The following is a 16,618-nucleotide window of genomic DNA, read 5'->3' on the forward strand; positions in this document are numbered from 1 at the left end:
TATCGCTTTTATGGCTCGACAGTATTGGCTTATGAAGACTGAACCCGACGAATGTAGCATTGATGATTTTGCCCACGATCCCACCAAAGCGATTCCTTGGGATGGCGTACGTAATTATCAAGCACGTAATTTTATGCGCGAGATGCAGCACGGCGATCAGGTGTTTATCTATCATTCCAGTTGCAAAGACATTGGCATTGCTGGCATGGTCGAAGTGGTAAAAACCGCCTACGCGGATCCCAGTCAGTTCGATCCGAACTCAGATTATGTTGATAATAAGTCGTCAAAAAGTAACCCGCGCTGGAGTGCCGTTGATCTGATTTTCTATCGCAAGTTTCCTCGCGTACTCTCCTTACAGGCGATAAAGGGTATTGACGCTATGCAAGAAAATCCGTTAATCAAAAAGGGTAATCGATTGTCGGTTATCCCCTTTACCGAGAACGAATGGAATGCCATTCTGGCGCATATTTAGCGCATTGCGCATGGGCATCTAAACAACAAATAACAGGAAGACATAAAGATGAAGGTTTACGAAACAGCAACCGCTCCAAATCCTCGTCGTGTACGAATGTTTTTGGCAGAAAAAGGATTGATTGAGCATGTCGAATTTGTGCAAATCGATTTGCAGAAGGGTGAAAATCTCACGCCAGAATTCACCGCCCGCAATCCCATGCGAAAAGTGCCTGTACTTGAACTTAGTGACGGTACCTGCATTAGCGAAACCATGGCCATCTGCCGTTATTTTGAAGAAGCTTATCCGGAATCACCTAAGTTGCTTGGGGAAACTCCGTTAGAAAAGGCAGAAATTGAGCAATGGCTGCGTTGGATTGAGTTTTACATGGCGATGCCTACAGGTATGGCGTTTCAACATACAAGTGGTTATTTCAAAGACCGCATGAATTGTTTTCCAGAGTGGGGGGAAGACTGCAAGTATGCCACCGAGCGTTTTTTTGAGTTCCTCAATAAGCATCTTCAAGACCGTCAATTTATTTGTCACGAGCGCTTATCTGCTGCCGACTTAAACGCATTTGCTATCGTTCAGTTTGCGCGGGTTGTGAAGGTGCGCATTCAACCGACCCAATCCCATTTACAAGCATGGCACGATCGCTTAGCGGCTCGCGCTTCTGCCCAGGTTTAAGCCTGGGCAATAAGCAGCGTTACGGCGCTAAATGCAAGACCCACAACAAGGTACCACTTGCGATCACTAGCCACAGCAAGGTAGCCGCGAGAATTGGTTTTATGCCCGCCTGCTTTATGCGTGATAGCGATAAGCTTGCGCCAATCATAAATAAGCACAGGGCGAGTAAATGCCGCGCCCCTTGGAATGCATAGTCATACACCACGGCACCTTGGGGAATAAACTCCGCGATTAGAATTGCCACAATGTAAAAAACAATAAACAAAGGAATCGCTGGGGTACTCGTTAAGGGATCAACCTCCGGATGCTGACGACGATACCACCAGGCGGCAACGAGAACTAAAGGAACGATGGCCAGTGCCCGCGTTAACTTTAAGGTTGTTGCCACTGCCAACGCATCGTCGCCATAAATCTCTGCAGCCGCCACGACCGATGATGTATCGTGAATAGCAAGCGCAGCCCAAATGCCGAATTGCTGTTGAGACAGCGCAAACATGTGCCCAACCGCCGGAAAAATCCAGAGTGCGATAGCATTTAATATAAAGACGCAAGCGAGAGCCACGCCAATATATTCACTGCGGGCGCGAATCGCAGGTGCCAGGGCTGCAATGGCACTTCCACCACAAATCGCCGTGCCCGCGCTAATTAAAGCCCCAGTTGTTGGTTCCATGCGCAGCAAACGTATCAATAGCCAACCAAGAATCAATGCGCTCAAAATCACAATCACTAAGACACCGAGCTGGCCGACACTGGCCTCTAGCGCAACGGTTAGATTTACCCCAAAGCCGAGACCAACAATTGCGATGGCGAGCAGGCGTTTAACCCATTGCGAGGGATTAACCTGTGGCGGCACCCACCCTAACAATGCCATCAGCAAGCCCAAGCCTAACGCATAAGGCGAACTGATTAACGGAGTTAAACTGAGCAGTGCGAAAAACAAAAAAACAATGTGTTTAAGTGCGACCACTTGCATGACGAAGCATCCCTTGTAGTTCCAAGTCCTATTAAATCATACTTTATTGCAAATTCGCCGCTTGCAGATTGATTCATTTGCCACGATACTTTCGCTGCAACTTAAACGGTACCGATTACGCTAGGTGTCATGCCGCACAGGGTGCCTTGAAAAGGATAATCACAATGAAAATTCAATATCTCGTTGCTGGATTGTGCGTCGGCGCCTTGGTCATTCACTTTACGTCCAAGAATCCAGCCCATGCCGATAATAGCCGTTGTAATGTATCCACAAGTAAAACCTTCCCGTTAACCATTGAGCAAGCGCAGCGGTTACAGATTGGAATAGGTCCAGACAAACTCGATTTGCGCGGCCGTCGCGGTGACGATGGTGAACTCAAGGTACGCTTCTGTGCATCTGATGACGCTCGCTTGGATGCTATGGGAGCGGATCTGACAGTTGTAGAGGGTGTGGCGACATTAGAACTAGATCACGGTGGTCAGTCAAATCGAACGTCGGGTGGTTGGTTCAGTCGGCGCAAAAGTTCTTATAGTTATTTTGAAGTAAAGGGTGATCTCAGTGCGCTATTCGCAGTGGATGCAAGTGTTGGTTCAGGTTCCGGAAAAATCAACGGATTCGCTGAGGCTAACGCGATTGTGGGCAGCGGTACCATGACCGTCGAAGACATTGCTGGCCCTGTCTCACTCACCGTGGGGAGTGGCAAAGCAACCCTTCGTCATCTTGGCCGATTCGACATTGGTGCGATAGGCTCGGGCAATGTTGATGCCGAGCGCATACGGGGTGGCGCTAGCATCGGTAGTATCGGTTCTGGTAGCGCTAAACTGGCTGATATCGAGGGTGAGGTGAACGTGGGCACTATTGGTTCTGGTTCATTTCGTGCCGACAACGTGAACAATTCGGTTACCGTTGGCAGTGTCGGCTCAGGCGGGGTTGTGGTGCGCAATGTCAGTGGCGACTTCACACTGCGCAGTAAAGGTAGCGGCTCGGTATCCCATGACCGTGTCAGCGGAAAAGTGACAGTTCCAAACCGTTAAGCGCCTTGTTTAACCTGCCGTAACAACATTTCTGCTTCGCGCTGAGACTGGTTCATCAGGGCGATAGCAGAGGTGTGTAGATCGCCGCCATGGGTTGTATAAAAAGCGCTCTCAATTTGCTCAACCGTTCTTAAAATTGAACCGGCTTCGCCACCATGGCGTAAAATTGCCTGTTCAATAGATGCGGTCATTCGAACCTGTGCTAAGAATGCTTCTTTCTCAACACCGAGCATTTGCTGGGTTCCGGATAACAAGCCAACCAAAAATACTTGCTCGCTTCCCTTCTTATCGAGTCCTTGAGCTTCGGCCATGTGCTGACACATAAGCGCCCGAACCAAAACGATTCGCACTTGCGCAACATTACCTAGCCGTAGAAGCATCATCAGTAAAACCCATTTTCGAAACGCTTCTAAGCCAATTAAGAGAATCACTTCAAGCACTGACTCAATACGTTTGCTCACCCCATAATACGGACTATTTGCAATGCGCAGGAGGTTAAGCACCAGCATGGGATCCTTCATCAATAAATCAGCAATTGCCGTATAGTCAGGATCTTCGCGAAATGTATGGGTCAAAACTGCTGCAAATTCTGTAAGCCCCGCTGGTACTCGCTTGCCATGAATAATCTCTGGGCGTCCTAAGAAAAATCCCTGAAATAAGTCGAAGCCGGCATCATAAAAATCTTGATAGGTTATTTCATCCTCAATGCGCTCAGCTAGCCAAAGCGCAGGCAGTTCTCTTAGCTTACTTCGCTGCAGCTTTACTTCGGTGAATGTTGTCTGTTCAATATCTACTTTGATAATGCTGGCCAATTCAAGCAATGGAAACCAGCTGGATTTGAATTCAAAATCGTCCAATGCAAAGCGAAATCCCGCATCGACCCAGTTGCGAACAGCGCGCACCAAGTGGGGCGTGGGTTCAATTCGCTCTACTAACTCGACAATGACATGTTCAGGTTTTATCGGAAGGAATGAGCCAGACTCAAGAAATTCCGTGGAGACATTGATACAAATGGGGTTGTCAAAGAAAGTACTCTGCTCTATCACACCTGCACACAAATTATGCAACAGTTCGCTCGTGGCCGCTGTATCGCCGACGTCTAACGCCGTGGCACCACTTTCATGCCGATAAAGCAATTCTCTGGCAAAAATGCTTCCCGCTCGGTCATAAATAGGTTGAGCCGCAAACAGTTGAGATTCCAAAAAAATATCCTGATTCAAGAGTCTTCGTTGTTGTTTTATTAACCTATCTGAAATTTCTCATTAAAGCTAGTCACTGCCCCAACGATTGTTTCGTTCACTCTTCATTCGCACATAACGTCTGGCGCAATGTGTAGACATTGTCACCAAGGGGGGAATCGTCATCATCTGCAGCCACGGCAGCGGCATATAGCGTTGCGCAGGTAGTGAGGTTATCTGGCACACGCCAGTGTAGAGTGAATAGGGTTTTCATTTCACCGTTATCAGTTGCGTCACTTGATACCGGTTGTGTATGCGTTAGATACTCATCGCCATTGAGAGTAAGCACTTGCTGACCAGACGACGTCTGCCAAGCTCCACTTTCGATCATCGCCTGAAATCCGCCTACTTTACTCTCGGGATCAAGCATGACTAAGGTAAGCTCCACCAAGGTTCCTGGCGTGATAGGTTCAGGTAACCCACGTAAGCGCAATCCACTTTTGGCAGAAGGTTCGGGCCCGGCAAAATGACACAGGCTACAGTCTTGCTGATTGTTGGCGCCGGTGTGGCCTGCCGGCGCACCTTCTGGGAAGGCGGCCGCAGTGCCACTATAAGCAAGAGCTCCCACAATCAGTAACAGCGTTTTCTTCATGTATTCACGTGTTCATGGGGTTATTCGCTAATTCGAGCCTGGCCGACAGTATTCACATCAGTACCAAACCAAATGCTATGCGAGTCTGCATCATAAACCATGTGCCGAACGGTGCCAGCGCCGCTGGGCACGTCAAAGGACCCTGTCCAGCGTTCGGAGGTTGTATCAAAACCAACAAAGGGGTTTGGTTGCACGCCCGTTTCAACAATCCAGAAAACATCATTTTGGTCCATCGCCACAGCGTACGGACGCGAGTTATCGGCAGAAGGGGCGCGCCATTCCTGGATCTCTCCATTGTTTGGGTTATAGCGGCCAATGTAACCACCTGCATAGTCTGCATACCAAACATGGCCATTAGAACTTACCGCCAACCGACGCGAGCGCGTTTCCTCTCGAGGGAGGTCGATTTCCTGAAGTTCACCATCAACCACGGTAGCAATGCGGTTGGTCCCTAACATTACAACCCAGGGTTGGTCGTCATGCACAACGATGCCGTAAGGCCGCGAGCGCGGACGCTCAACGGTGTACATGGTAAATTCTTCAGTGTCGGTATTGAAATAACCGATGCGGTTGCCACCTTGTTCTGTGAACCAGATGTTCCCTTGGCTATCCCAATCCATCGTGTGCACATCTCGAGGACCATCGCCCGGCGGATAAAATTTTGTAATTTCCCCCGTTGTTACATCCAGAAAGCCGAGATGATTTGCTCTGTTGCCTGCGTACCACGCTCCCCGGTGGTCGGAAATAACGGTATGGGGCCCAGCGCCGTCTTCAAGATCCCATTTATGGAAAGCACCCGTTGATGGCGTTAAACGCCCTACATAATGAGTCCGCTGTCCGACAAAATAAATCGTATCTGATCCACCGACCCAGGGATCACGGGACCGTGGCCCTTCATAAGGTACTTCCCATTCTGTGATTTCCAGACTGGCGCCGTGTAAATTGCTGTGATTATGGGCAAGTGCCGTCGGCATCGATAGCCCGACCGTTAGGGCAAATCCCAAGCACAAGCCAGTCAGTGTGTTAAAACGAACCATCATCAAGTCCTCCACAAATGTTCGCGAAGAAAGTACGCGTTTTCATAGTGTAGTGGAGGTTTCACTGATTGCGTGCGTTCTCTAGAGACGTTTGTCGCAGAAACACTATCGTTCAGCGATCCACGTAACGCTGTGGCGGATCCGGTGGTCTTGCGACGGGCCAATCAAAGCCTCCAAAATGATAGCGCAAATACAGTAATCCCTGATTCGGTGAAAACGTATCGGATCGAATGAGATTGGCCTGCAAGCCGATATACCATTGACTACTCAACTTATATTCGACGCTACCCGTTAGACTGTGGCTACGACCACCGCCGGAACCCGCTGCAAAAATTGGCGTAATACCGGTGGCCCCCTGAATAGATTCCGCTTGATCTTGCAGCTCGGGATGTCCGGGGAAAAACACCTGCTCGTGCAATGTGGTATCGGAAAAGCCAATGGACCCTCGAAGTAAATAAGAGAACCGATCAATGCGTCCAAATATTGTAACGGGAAGACTTATTGACTGATACGAGCGCGGACTATAGTAATTTCCATGACCAAAGGTTGGCTGACTCAGATCTTCCGAGAAGCCCCAAAATAGTGTCGTAAGCCCCACGGTAACCGCCAAGGGCTCGCTATCATAAGCGCGCATGTAACCGCCGGTATATGCATACCAACGGGAGTTAGACTGAACGTTGCGACCTTCGAAGTAATCAGCACCAAAGCTTCCCCACCAACCAAAACGGCCGCCTTGATCCCAACTTGTCCCTAAATTGACGCCATTTCGAGTGACGGGTCCCCATTGACGGTCTGAAAAAGGGTCGTCCATCCCAGCAAAACTGATCATGGTGGCCGTTTGCACACGGCGCTGCGCGCTTAAACGCACCCCAAATTGTCCAAGTGAGCGACGCACACCAACTCCACCCACCCAAGTAGAACGATTAAAGCCTAAAGGACTCGTGCCTAAATCTATCCACCAGTCATCAAAATCGGCACCTAACCCTACAGCCACGCCAAAATCTGTATTGCGATCTTGTATGCCCGTGGGACAGTCAACTTCGCAGAGAAGTCCGGTGCCAAAACGGTTTCGCCAGAAATTATCATCTAAATCAGCGGCGCCAGCATCAATCCACGTTGGGTCAACGCGCAAGAACCAGTATCCGTCCCGCTCTGAAAAGGGTACCCGCAAATCCACCATCAAGGTTGTGGCGGCCAACTCGGTAATTCCCGGCGTTCCACTTTTTGCAGCATGATCCACACCGATATATAGCACCGATTCTGCTGCACTTGCACGGGCTCGCCGCTGTAAGCCTGGTACGCGCCAGTCATCGGTGACGGATGTCTGCCAAATATCTGCATACACCCCTTCCCGTTGCATACGAATCGCGGCCATGGACCACTCAAATGCTTGTTCACGAGCGCCTACCTGTTCCGCAAATCGGCTCGCCTCCGCATAAGTAACTGCCTGTTGATCCCCTGAATCACGCTGAACTGCTTGCTGAACATGACCAAGAAAACCGCGATCTGAAGGAGAGGCATCGTCGGCCATCAGACCAATAAATTGGGCTAAGCGATTTAACGAAACATCGTTAAGTAGCGCTGGATCCGAGCGCAATACTGAACGCCAGTCATCGGTCATCGCCTGCACTAAGGCCTGCTCGTTCAATCGTAGTGCTAAGGCCTCAACGCCGTCGGTGCGTTCCTCTACCGGAATTTGGTCCACGGCAAACTGAGCGTCGCCAATGCGATCATTACGCGCTAAGTACAAACCGTAAGCAAACCAACTATCTGATTCGGGATTGTTTTCTACCAGTTGCTCAAACAAGGCATCACCCCGCTTTTGAGCGCGAGAGGGTTCAACACGTTCATAGGATTGCACCAAGGCCGCCACCAACCAAGGGTTGTTTGGGGTGCGTGTATATGCATCGAGCAAGTGCTCGTGCGCCGCTGCGTCATCACCTTGCGCCAATGCCTGTTCCGCTTCTAATTGAGCCTGATTACTCAGAAACCGTTGATACTCGCTCGACAACTCTTGTTGCAATTCGGGCGTGAGGGACTGATAGTAAGATTCCATCGCTTCTACATTTTGCTCATCCCGATAAATCCCAAACAACGACCACGCCGTGGTGCTAGATGTGGGCGTGCTGCTTAGCACTTGGCGAAAAGCCGACTCTGCCTGGTCCGTATTTCCTTCGGCTAGGGCAAGGCGACCTTCTCGAATAGCAATGGCATCTTGTTGTAATTCTGCTTCGCTATGGGCCCGTATACGCGCCAAAGCGATGCGCGACCGCTCGATATTTCCTGCTGCCAGTTGCGTATCAAAGACTGCTAAGTCGCGCCAGAACTCAGCAACATAGGCCATATCTGCCCATACACCGCTGTCAGGATCTGCCGCGTGAGCACGCCGGAACCAAACCACCGCTTCATTATGGCGACCCTGTCGCATGGTGGCATATCCCAAACCACCTAGCACATCTGGATCCTGCTCCCGTTCAGGTAACGCATCTCGCAACCAGCGTTCGGCTTGCAGTGGATCGCCTTCCTCAAGGGCGCGCAAGCCCCGTTGTTGTCGATTAAATGCAGGATCTTGAGCTAGCCGCGTTTGCTCCGCGCGCTCGCTGCGTAAGCGTTGATAAGCTTCTGAAATCTCGGCTTCTTGCGGATGCAGAGAGGCCACTCGCGACAATTCATCGAGCAGGGGGCTGTCGGATGCCATTTGCGCTGCAATACGCGCCCATAGTGAAATCGCTTCCTGACCACGCACGCTATCTTGGGTAAGGTTGGTAAGCCGCTGCAAATCTTCGCGGCGTAACTCTCCATAGAGTAAGCGAACCCGCACCCGCGCCAAAAATACGCGGTGCGATTGGGGCATGTCTAACTGCAGTTGGTCGAGCGCCTGTAACGCTTCTGGAGACCCCGATGCTCTCGCTTCCGTCTCCCAGAATTCAATCGCGAGGGCTGTTGAAACGGGCCCTTCAGGAAATGCATTTCTCCATTTCTCAGCAGCTTCGTCATAGCGGCCGGCAAGTGCAAACATTTGTGCGTCACCCACCCATTGTTGCTGTTCTGGGGTAAGGCCAACCAATTCACTCAAGCGTAACGTCGCTGGATGGCTCGGATGCTCTTCGCGTAATCTTTGATAAATTTGTTGGCCCGTCATCGTATCGCGCTGCTGCAGTGCCAATGACGCGCGAACTTCAAGTAATCGCGGGTGGCCCGGGTGTACACGAAGCAGTTGCTCTAAAACCCCTTCAACGCGATCCGGACGACCCCGTTCATACCAATAGGTAATGCGCTCTTCAAGTAAGCGGATGGATTCATCCTCAAGGGCGGTCGTTGCTAAACTAGGGGAAATCGAAACAAGTAAGAACAGGGCGAATACCCAAAAATTAACGACACGCATGTAACACCTCATCGCTTACATTGAGTCGACCATCTGGAAGAAATTCAACACACTGCAAAGCGCTCAAACCAAACATAAGCAGCATAGTATCGTAGTAACGTAACCGGTAGCGCTCTGGATCCCGGGCTAAAATTCGGTCTTTCTGCTGTCGCGCGAGAGCTTCTCCTGCTGAGTCCAAGCCCTTGAAATAAGGTAACAATACCGCGGAAAAACCTATCGACCCGACGCCATCGGGCGCACGTCCATCCCGGTAAACATTCTCGGGCGGGTAGCCATGCGCAAGTGCATAGTCAACTAACGCCTGCAAGCGGTCACGGACGTCGAAGACATTCTGTTGCTCCGCATCCCAATGCAGCCACAGGTAGCTGCGAATCGCATCATAGCTGCCGCGACTCACCGACTCTTGATGTGCCGCGGATAATTGTTCGTTAGCGACAATAGCGAGGCTCCTATCAACGGCAAGCCAATCTGGAATTGCACCGGAGTCTTCATTCGCCAATGCGGTAAAAATGTGACGACTCGAAGCGGTGATGTCACGCCATGCATTCTCTTGCGCATACACGGCAAGCCCATCAAACAATGTCAGCGAAAAATAACTAGGATTCACTATTAAGTAGTCGTCGTGCTCAAATCCGAAAGGTGCCGGCAGCAATACCCGATATTCCTCGAGTTGCTTGGTGGACGCACTAAGAATGAGTTGACTCATGCGATTCGCCAGTGCGCGGTAACGAGGACGTTGCCAGCGTTCTGCCGCTGCATACAACGCGAAGGTCATCCAAATATCGGCATCGATGGCCGGATTATGATCAAGCACTCCCCAACTTTCGTTCTCGCGTTGTCCCCACAGCCATGCGGGCAACTGATCGCCCAATTGACCACGCGCGAGATTATCCTCAGCCCATTCAAGAAGCGCTGAAAAGGTTGTTGGATCATCGGCCAAGAGCGCAAACCACATGCCGTACGCTTGGCCCTCCGAGGTACTGATCGAACGGGGATCTGAAAAATCGATCACCCGACCTTGATCAATAAAATGATCGACAAAGTTCCCGTAGTGCCACTGAAAGGTAAGTTCTTTAGGCGTGTCCTGCACCACAGGGACTGTCGCTGGTTCGCATCCAAGCAATACCAGCACAAATCCAGCGGCAAGACCTTTCCATTTCCTTAGCACCATATCAACCTATGTGGAACCTTCATCTATTTTGAACCGCCTACCCGACGGCGCGCGATGCTTGCAAAGAACCAATACAAAATAAGCACAAGTGTAATCAGAGCGACGAGTGTGATCACCGATACCAAAACTGGGTAACGCGATAAATGGAAATGCATGCGTTTCCAGAAGCTTAACTCACCGACGTAGTATGGGTCATAGGTATTCAAATGGCGCTCGCTACCCGGAGTGATCACTGTCATAAATCCAACCACATCGGTATTGCGTTCGGCAGAACGTATTAGCGACTCCACCTGACCAAGGAACTCATCCTGATTCGCCGTTAGCGCGACCACCGTGGCGTTTCGTTGAATAGGTGATTCAAAACTAACCAACGCCGCGCTCGGACCACTAATTTGAACACTTTCTTCAGGGCTGAACAGTAAACTTTGTTGGCCCGAAAGACCGTGATGGCGTAGCTGCTGATCTAAGGTTGAACGGCCAAAGCGCGATAAAAACTCACGCAGGGTATTGCCACCGATAATCAGCAAGTCTTCGTTATTGTTCCGGGTTAGCTCATCCACGTAGCGCACCCGCAATAAACTCCCATGATGGCCGGTCGCCGAGCCAATCATTCCCAAAGTGGTCATTGCCGCGCGCATTTCGGTGTCGGAGGGTTCACGACTCATCACCAGTAAGGTATTCGATAAGTCGTCGTAAACTGAAAACGGATAGCCCGTTTTCACGAACAATTGCAGATTTGGTAACTGCGTATAATGCTCATAGCCGCGTAAATCTATTTTTGAATCACCATCAATGGCGCCCATGGTATTACCGATGGGCCGCACTCGACATTCTTCGCTGTGTGAGCTAAACGAGAACTCGAAATCAAGACGGTTAATCGCGCCTAGCTTGAACGCAGGAATTTGTAACGTCGGTTGGGCAAACGGATTATTTTCTAGCAATGGCACTCGAATTCGCTGATTCACCCCGCCTAACCCAGATTCCGTCAGGGTATAGCCTTTAATAAATTCATTGTTTACAAATACCCGTAAACGACTCTCATCAACTTGAATTGGCGGTGTGTAACGGAACTTCAAATCAATAGGAATACCATGCCGTTGCCACGTGAAAAGATCGGGTGGAAGGCGCAAATTCAGACCAATTGGGCTATTTCGGTAACCTGAGCGCTGCAGGTCTGTTTCAAAATCAACCAACTCTGAAAACGTAACCGGACGCTGGGTTGATATCCAGCGCGGCGCTGAGTATGGCTCCCGAGGTGCGACATTCACATTACGGACCACCAATTCTGGTCCGCTCATTCCCGCTGGATGCTCTATCAGGCCTTGCACCGCAGTAATAAGGCCCGCGCGTTCGGGCGCCTGCACCAATAGCATCTTATACGCTTGGTTCACCGGATTTGTGATCATGCGAATAGTTGGGCCATCCACTGCCGGCATATCACGCAATAACCACGGTCGCTCGTCATTGGTCATAAGTACAATGGCGTGATGATTAGGCCAAGGGCGAACTTCGTGCTCTCTTTCCACGTGGCTTGGGTAACGATATAAATGGGGCTCCAAACTGCGCCAATTGGCAACTTTCCCAAAGTACGAAGACAACAAGCCCATCGCGGCTATGTATTCGCGGCCGCTGTCGTCAGGAAATAGATAGTGCACATGCAGGCGGGAAAAATCGCGCTCATCAAAGAATGGCTCTGGGAACCAAGACAGATCATTGGTAACAAGTAGCTGCCGACGTTGCACCTCAATTCGGCTATCACCGGAAAATTCGAGCCATGCTGCTGGTGAAACCACCGCACACTCGGCGCCCATGGTTTCCGCGAGCAATTCAAATTCTATTTCGTTATAGCGGTCGAAATATTCCGCAGGCAGGTCAATCCGTAACTGGTGGCGCTGATCCGACTGAGCAACGGGTAAACGTACCGCGCGTAATAGCTCACCATTTAAACGAATACGCAGCTGCGACGTGTCTCGAATAAGTGTGGGCGAATAAGAATAGGTGAGATAAAGCGCGCCACCGGTCGTTATTTGATCCATGCGGCTACCGAATCCCAGCGTCATTCGATTTGCCATGCCATCAACGCGTAACGCCGTTTCTCCAACAAGCTCTCGAAAAGTCCATTGATTTTGGTGCTCTGGCAGATCAAAGATTTCATTGTCCAATACCGGTGGCCAATCATCTTCTTGAGCACTTGCGGTAACCGCAGCCATACTCGCACAGATAAGAAACAACACAGTACGCGTCCATACAGTTACGCTTTGAATTCGATTATGCATCTGTGTCTTCCTTATATTCTGGAATATGTGGCAACAATGAACGAAGAAAGTCTCCAATTTTCTCTACCATATCAAATACTGGTATAAGAATAGGAGCAAATTGTAATGCCATGCGTTTATATCCTCTTACCCCAATTGCTAGCACTTCTTTAAAGCTCGACATGGGTCGTTCCTGTTGACTGGTATCGCGCCAGCCAACCCACGCATCCGCTCGCGAAAATGTAGCGCGCAACAATGACGCTTGCTGTTCAGCTGTATCTACTTGAAACATCACCCCTGCCAATTCACCACGACGACTCACTATAGATGCATTAAATGATTGATGACTGGGTCCATCGGTCATCAAAATCTGTACTTTATCGCCCGGCTCAATATCGCAATCTCGAGGCACTCTTAAACCCGCACCCACATCAGAATAATCAATTAAATCGACCGCAAAAACATGTTCATCTGTTGTCACCATAGACGCGGGGCGATCCACTTTAATACGGTGCGACGCCCGAACCTGCTTCGCTTCTTCCGCAACGGCCACGGCGCCACCTAAAATAATTAAGTTGTACAACACCCATACTAAGTTGAGTGCGACCGTTAAGTATTCATCGGAAGGTCCAGTAAAGAGACGCCAAATACCGAATGAAAAACCCACTAAACACAGCAAAACTAGAAAAACATAGGGCCGAGACACTTCCCAGTCGAAGTATGTTTTAGGGGTCATGCCGCCTTTCGCAGTGACATTAAATTTTCCGTGTTTCGGAAAGAAAAGCGCCACTGTGGTAGGCCGAAAGATGTACCACGCCAGTACGGTTTCATACATTTCTGCCCAAAAAGAGTGCCTATATTGCCCTTGTGTTCGTGAGTTGGTCAGATAGGAATGAACGATATGGGGCAATGCATACAGAGCAATCATAATGGCCGGTGCAAAGACGATATAACTGTGAAGCAACAGGAAAGCCAAGGGTGCTAGCATAAAAATTAGACGCGGAAAGCCATTCAGGAAGTACAACATGGCATTTGCATAGCAAATGCGTTGACCTAAATTAAGCCCTTTACCCCGCAATGGGTTATCAAGTCGGAAAATTTGCGCCATTCCCCGCGCCCACCGCATTCGCTGTCCGATATGAGCTGACAAGCTTTCAGTGGCAAGCCCAGCGGCTTGGGGAATATTAAGATACGCAGAGGTGTAGCCTAATCGATGCATTTTTAAAGCGGTATGCGCATCTTCAGTCACCGTTTCCACCGCAATACCGCCCACTTCCTCCAGTGGTCCTCGTCGCAGTACTGCACATGAGCCGCAGAAAAACGATGCATTCCACATATCGTTCCCATCTTGAATTAAGCCATAAAATAACTCACCTTCGTTCGGCTTACTGCGGAACATGGTGAGGTTTTTCTCAAAGGGATCCGGCGAGAAAAAATGATGGGGTGTTTGCACTAAGGCTAATTTGCTATCGGTCATAAACCAGCCCATCGCCAACTGCAAAAACGATCGGGTAGGAATATGGTCACAATCAAAAATAGTAATAAAATCGCCACTCGTTTTCTTGAGTGCGTGATTCAAATTACCCGCCTTGGCGTGAGAATTATCCGGCCTCACCATATAGGTTACACCGGTTTTTTTGGCAAACTCAGCAAAGTCACTACGTTTACCGTCATCCAGCAAATAGACCTTAATTTTATCTTGGGGCCAATCCATTGCTAATGCAGCTTGTATGGTTGGCCGAACCACGTGCAGCGGTTCGTTATAGGTAGGAATATACACATCCACAGAAGGCCATTGATCAACATCTGCAGGCAAGCCTGCCACTTTTCGCTCCAACGGCCAAATGGTCTGAATGTAGCCTAACACCAAAATTGTCCAAGCATAGACTTCTGCACTCAACAGAAGCAGACTCAAAAAGGTGTCCATAGGGACATCCCAATTGATGGTTTGGGTGATTCGCCAGTATAAATAACGGGTACTGACCAACACCGAAAGCACCACCATCAGCAAAAGCGCCCCACGCTTTTGTACATCGCGAACCCACAACGCAGTCGCCCAGAAAAAAAGCAGCATGACCGCCTGAGAGGTGGCATCCATCGGTAAGGTAATGGTAAAAGCGACGAGTACCGAAGCAAACACAGTAGCGAGAATACGCAAGGTGGCGGTATTGAGCCATGCATATTGGGTCACTTCACCAAAGCTACGAATGACCGTGAGGGCACGATTCATATAAAACGGCTTTATGATTTTGCTCCACACACTCTGCCCAGCTTGACTCTGGCGTTGGAAAAACGCACGGGTTTCTTCCCAGGTTTTGCTTATTCGGCTTTGTTCAGGTGTGTCCGATGTTTGCCTGAAAAAGATGAGCCAGAACAATTGCAGAACCACCCGAATCGGGTCTAAGGGCTTTAAATGACTGAAGTTTACATGGGGAAACCAAAACCGAAGTGCATCACTTCCTTTCATTTTTGTGCGCGAAGAAGCATCTAACGTACTAATATGTATAAATAAAATCTCGAAATACAACCCAATCAGATGCGTAAGCGCGCGCGGCCGTGTCATCGTTTGACGCGCTTGTAACCAGTGTTGCCGTACCATCAACACCATCACCTTATGTCTCCGAGGCCTGAAGGTTCACCTGCTCAATTTCTGGCATAAAGGACAAAGTCCACAAGGCGAGCGCGTCGAAATCTCGCGAAGATTGTGCTTGCCGGGCATACTCAAAAACCGGCATGGCGCGTGCACATGCTTCCGGAATATGTTGATCTCGATGCACCATCACCGGAATCACGGTGCTTGGATGAAGTTGCGAGCGTAAATAATCGAGCGTGTCTTTGTTTAATTCCAACTGCGGCGCAACGCCATTAAATAACACCATAGACTCGCAGTTAGCCGTTTGCTGCCGCGCTCGCGCATCGGCAGCAAACCTGAGCAAAGCACCCGGCGCCCGCGGTTCTGGCTGAACCACGTTAATCATCAGCTCCGCATGTCGATAGGCCCAATCTTGCAAAGGTCCTTTGCTTGCCGGCACATCAAGAATCAAGACCCGATCGGTTTGGGTCAGTACAGGCGTAATCAGCTGTTCTAATTTGTCGACTAATTGTGATTGTTGCTCAGGCGAGGAGAGCGACTGTAGGCCCATAGGGATGAATGGGTATCCCGCTTGGGTTTCATATAAATAATCCTGCAAAGATGCCGATTCATCTGTTGCTAAGCCATTGGTATCGGAGAGCGCGCGTCCGAACAACAACTGAAGCTGGTTGTCTTCTTGCAAATCAAGGGCTATTGCGCGCACACCCATTTCATTCAAGGCAACCGTATAGCCTGCCACTATACTTGTCGCACCCGCACCGCCGACTAAGTTTTGGATGCCAATGATCCTCATGACGTCTCCACCTCTGTATTGTCATTCACAGCAGATGGCTGCGACGCGGAGTGGTGGGCAGAAACATCGCATAAGTCGAGCGCATATAAAGGCCATTTGGAACGAATTGAAGTCACCCTTTGCTGATGTTGGATTTCCACATAAGGCGACTCAAATTTATTTACAATACTGCGCAAACGCTTAATATCTGCAGCCAAATCAGGTTCAGCTTCAGTGAGCGACGACGAATTCTTCTGAACCCACAATGGTTTCATATAATTTGGATAATTCTTTGTTTGTTCTATGCTTATGGGAAGCTTAGAATAAAATTTGGAAACTAGCTAGGATGTAAATCAGCATATATCCGCAAACTGGCTCGCATTACCCGCTGTTAATTGGAGTTCTATGTGATTACGCTGCAACAGATGTT

At 49.7% G+C, this 16,618-nt stretch carries 13 protein-coding genes; 3 read left to right on the forward strand and 10 right to left on the reverse strand.

Going from position 1 to position 16,618, the window contains the following annotated elements; genetic code table 11:
• Positions 1-10: 10 nt before the first annotated feature.
• Complete coding sequence (locus tag HXZ99_RS06135) at positions 11-472, forward strand: EVE domain-containing protein (protein ID WP_194756402.1); 462 nt, start codon at positions 11-13, stop codon at positions 470-472.
• Between the two features lie 48 nt (positions 473-520).
• The gene (locus tag HXZ99_RS06140; protein ID WP_194756403.1) at positions 521-1,138 is read left to right on the forward strand and encodes a glutathione S-transferase family protein; all 618 of its coding nucleotides are present in this window, start codon (positions 521-523) and stop codon (positions 1,136-1,138) included.
• A 19-nt stretch (positions 1,139-1,157) separates the two neighbouring features.
• Here HXZ99_RS06140 and HXZ99_RS06145 read toward each other — a convergent pair whose 3' ends face one another.
• On the reverse strand, positions 1,158-2,111 hold the full coding sequence (locus tag HXZ99_RS06145; protein ID WP_194756404.1) for a YeiH family protein: 954 nt from the start codon (positions 2,109-2,111) through the stop codon (positions 1,158-1,160).
• 164 nt (positions 2,112-2,275) lie between these two features.
• Between HXZ99_RS06145 and HXZ99_RS06150 the strand changes: the two genes are divergently transcribed.
• Positions 2,276-3,145 (forward strand): hypothetical protein, encoded by an 870-nt coding sequence (locus HXZ99_RS06150; protein ID WP_194756405.1) that lies wholly within the window; start codon positions 2,276-2,278, stop codon positions 3,143-3,145.
• On the opposite strand, the gene HXZ99_RS06155 is transcribed toward HXZ99_RS06150, so the two are convergent.
• The 9 genes from HXZ99_RS06155 to HXZ99_RS06195 form a co-directional block, all read right to left on the reverse strand.
• A complete protein-coding gene (locus HXZ99_RS06155; protein ID WP_194756406.1) occupies positions 3,142-4,347 on the reverse strand; it encodes an EAL and HDOD domain-containing protein in 1,206 nt (401 codons plus the stop codon). The genes HXZ99_RS06150 and HXZ99_RS06155 overlap by 4 nt on opposite strands.
• Positions 4,348-4,441: 94 nt before the next feature.
• Complete coding sequence (locus HXZ99_RS06160) at positions 4,442-4,975, reverse strand: choice-of-anchor V domain-containing protein (protein ID WP_194756407.1); 534 nt, start codon at positions 4,973-4,975, stop codon at positions 4,442-4,444.
• A gap of 20 nt (positions 4,976-4,995) precedes the next feature.
• Positions 4,996-6,015 carry a Vgb family protein gene (locus HXZ99_RS06165; protein ID WP_228517727.1) on the reverse strand — a complete coding sequence of 340 codons (1,020 nt, stop codon included), beginning with the start codon at positions 6,013-6,015 and terminating at the stop codon, positions 4,996-4,998.
• Between the two features lie 109 nt (positions 6,016-6,124).
• On the reverse strand, positions 6,125-9,397 hold the full coding sequence (locus tag HXZ99_RS06170) for a cellulose synthase subunit BcsC-related outer membrane protein (RefSeq protein WP_194756408.1): 3,273 nt from the start codon (positions 9,395-9,397) through the stop codon (positions 6,125-6,127).
• The gene (locus HXZ99_RS06175; protein ID WP_194756409.1) at positions 9,384-10,568 is read right to left on the reverse strand and encodes a glycosyl hydrolase family 8; all 1,185 of its coding nucleotides are present in this window, start codon (positions 10,566-10,568) and stop codon (positions 9,384-9,386) included. Before HXZ99_RS06175 ends, HXZ99_RS06170 begins: the two co-directional genes overlap by 14 nt.
• A gap of 23 nt (positions 10,569-10,591) precedes the next feature.
• A complete protein-coding gene (locus tag HXZ99_RS06180) occupies positions 10,592-12,844 on the reverse strand; it encodes a cellulose biosynthesis cyclic di-GMP-binding regulatory protein BcsB (protein WP_194756410.1) in 2,253 nt (750 codons plus the stop codon).
• Positions 12,837-15,431 carry a UDP-forming cellulose synthase catalytic subunit gene (gene bcsA, locus HXZ99_RS06185; RefSeq protein WP_194756411.1) on the reverse strand — a complete coding sequence of 865 codons (2,595 nt, stop codon included), beginning with the start codon at positions 15,429-15,431 and terminating at the stop codon, positions 12,837-12,839. Before bcsA ends, HXZ99_RS06180 begins: the two co-directional genes overlap by 8 nt.
• Positions 15,432-15,435: 4 nt before the next feature.
• Entirely contained in the window at positions 15,436-16,209 is a 774-nt protein-coding gene (locus tag HXZ99_RS06190; RefSeq protein WP_194756412.1) for a cellulose synthase operon protein YhjQ/BcsQ, read from the reverse strand.
• The gene (locus HXZ99_RS06195) at positions 16,206-16,463 is read right to left on the reverse strand and encodes a hypothetical protein (protein WP_194756413.1); all 258 of its coding nucleotides are present in this window, start codon (positions 16,461-16,463) and stop codon (positions 16,206-16,208) included. Before HXZ99_RS06195 ends, HXZ99_RS06190 begins: the two co-directional genes overlap by 4 nt.
• Between the last annotated feature and the right edge of the window lie 155 nt (positions 16,464-16,618).

It is taken from the genome of Aliidiomarina indica (genome assembly GCF_015354615.1).
Lineage (GTDB): Bacteria > Pseudomonadota > Gammaproteobacteria > Enterobacterales > Alteromonadaceae > Aliidiomarina > Aliidiomarina indica.

Coding starts and splice junctions, on each gene's coding strand:
- HXZ99_RS06135 (WP_194756402.1), top strand. CDS start 11: ATGGCTCGACAGTATTGGCTTATGAAGACTGAACCCGACGAATGTAGC.
- HXZ99_RS06140 (WP_194756403.1), top strand. CDS start 521: ATGAAGGTTTACGAAACAGCAACCGCTCCAAATCCTCGTCGTGTACGA.
- HXZ99_RS06145 (WP_194756404.1), bottom strand. CDS start 2,111: ATGCAAGTGGTCGCACTTAAACACATTGTTTTTTTGTTTTTCGCACTG.
- HXZ99_RS06150 (WP_194756405.1), top strand. CDS start 2,276: ATGAAAATTCAATATCTCGTTGCTGGATTGTGCGTCGGCGCCTTGGTC.
- HXZ99_RS06160 (WP_194756407.1), bottom strand. CDS start 4,975: ATGAAGAAAACGCTGTTACTGATTGTGGGAGCTCTTGCTTATAGTGGC.
- HXZ99_RS06165 (WP_228517727.1), bottom strand. CDS start 6,015: ATGATGGTTCGTTTTAACACACTGACTGGCTTGTGCTTGGGATTTGCC.
- HXZ99_RS06170 (WP_194756408.1), bottom strand. CDS start 9,397: ATGCGTGTCGTTAATTTTTGGGTATTCGCCCTGTTCTTACTTGTTTCG.
- HXZ99_RS06175 (WP_194756409.1), bottom strand. CDS start 10,568: ATGGTGCTAAGGAAATGGAAAGGTCTTGCCGCTGGATTTGTGCTGGTA.
- HXZ99_RS06180 (WP_194756410.1), bottom strand. CDS start 12,844: ATGCATAATCGAATTCAAAGCGTAACTGTATGGACGCGTACTGTGTTG.
- bcsA (WP_194756411.1), bottom strand. CDS start 15,431: ATGGTGTTGATGGTACGGCAACACTGGTTACAAGCGCGTCAAACGATG.
- HXZ99_RS06190 (WP_194756412.1), bottom strand. CDS start 16,209: ATGAGGATCATTGGCATCCAAAACTTAGTCGGCGGTGCGGGTGCGACA.
- HXZ99_RS06195 (WP_194756413.1), bottom strand. CDS start 16,463: ATGAAACCATTGTGGGTTCAGAAGAATTCGTCGTCGCTCACTGAAGCT.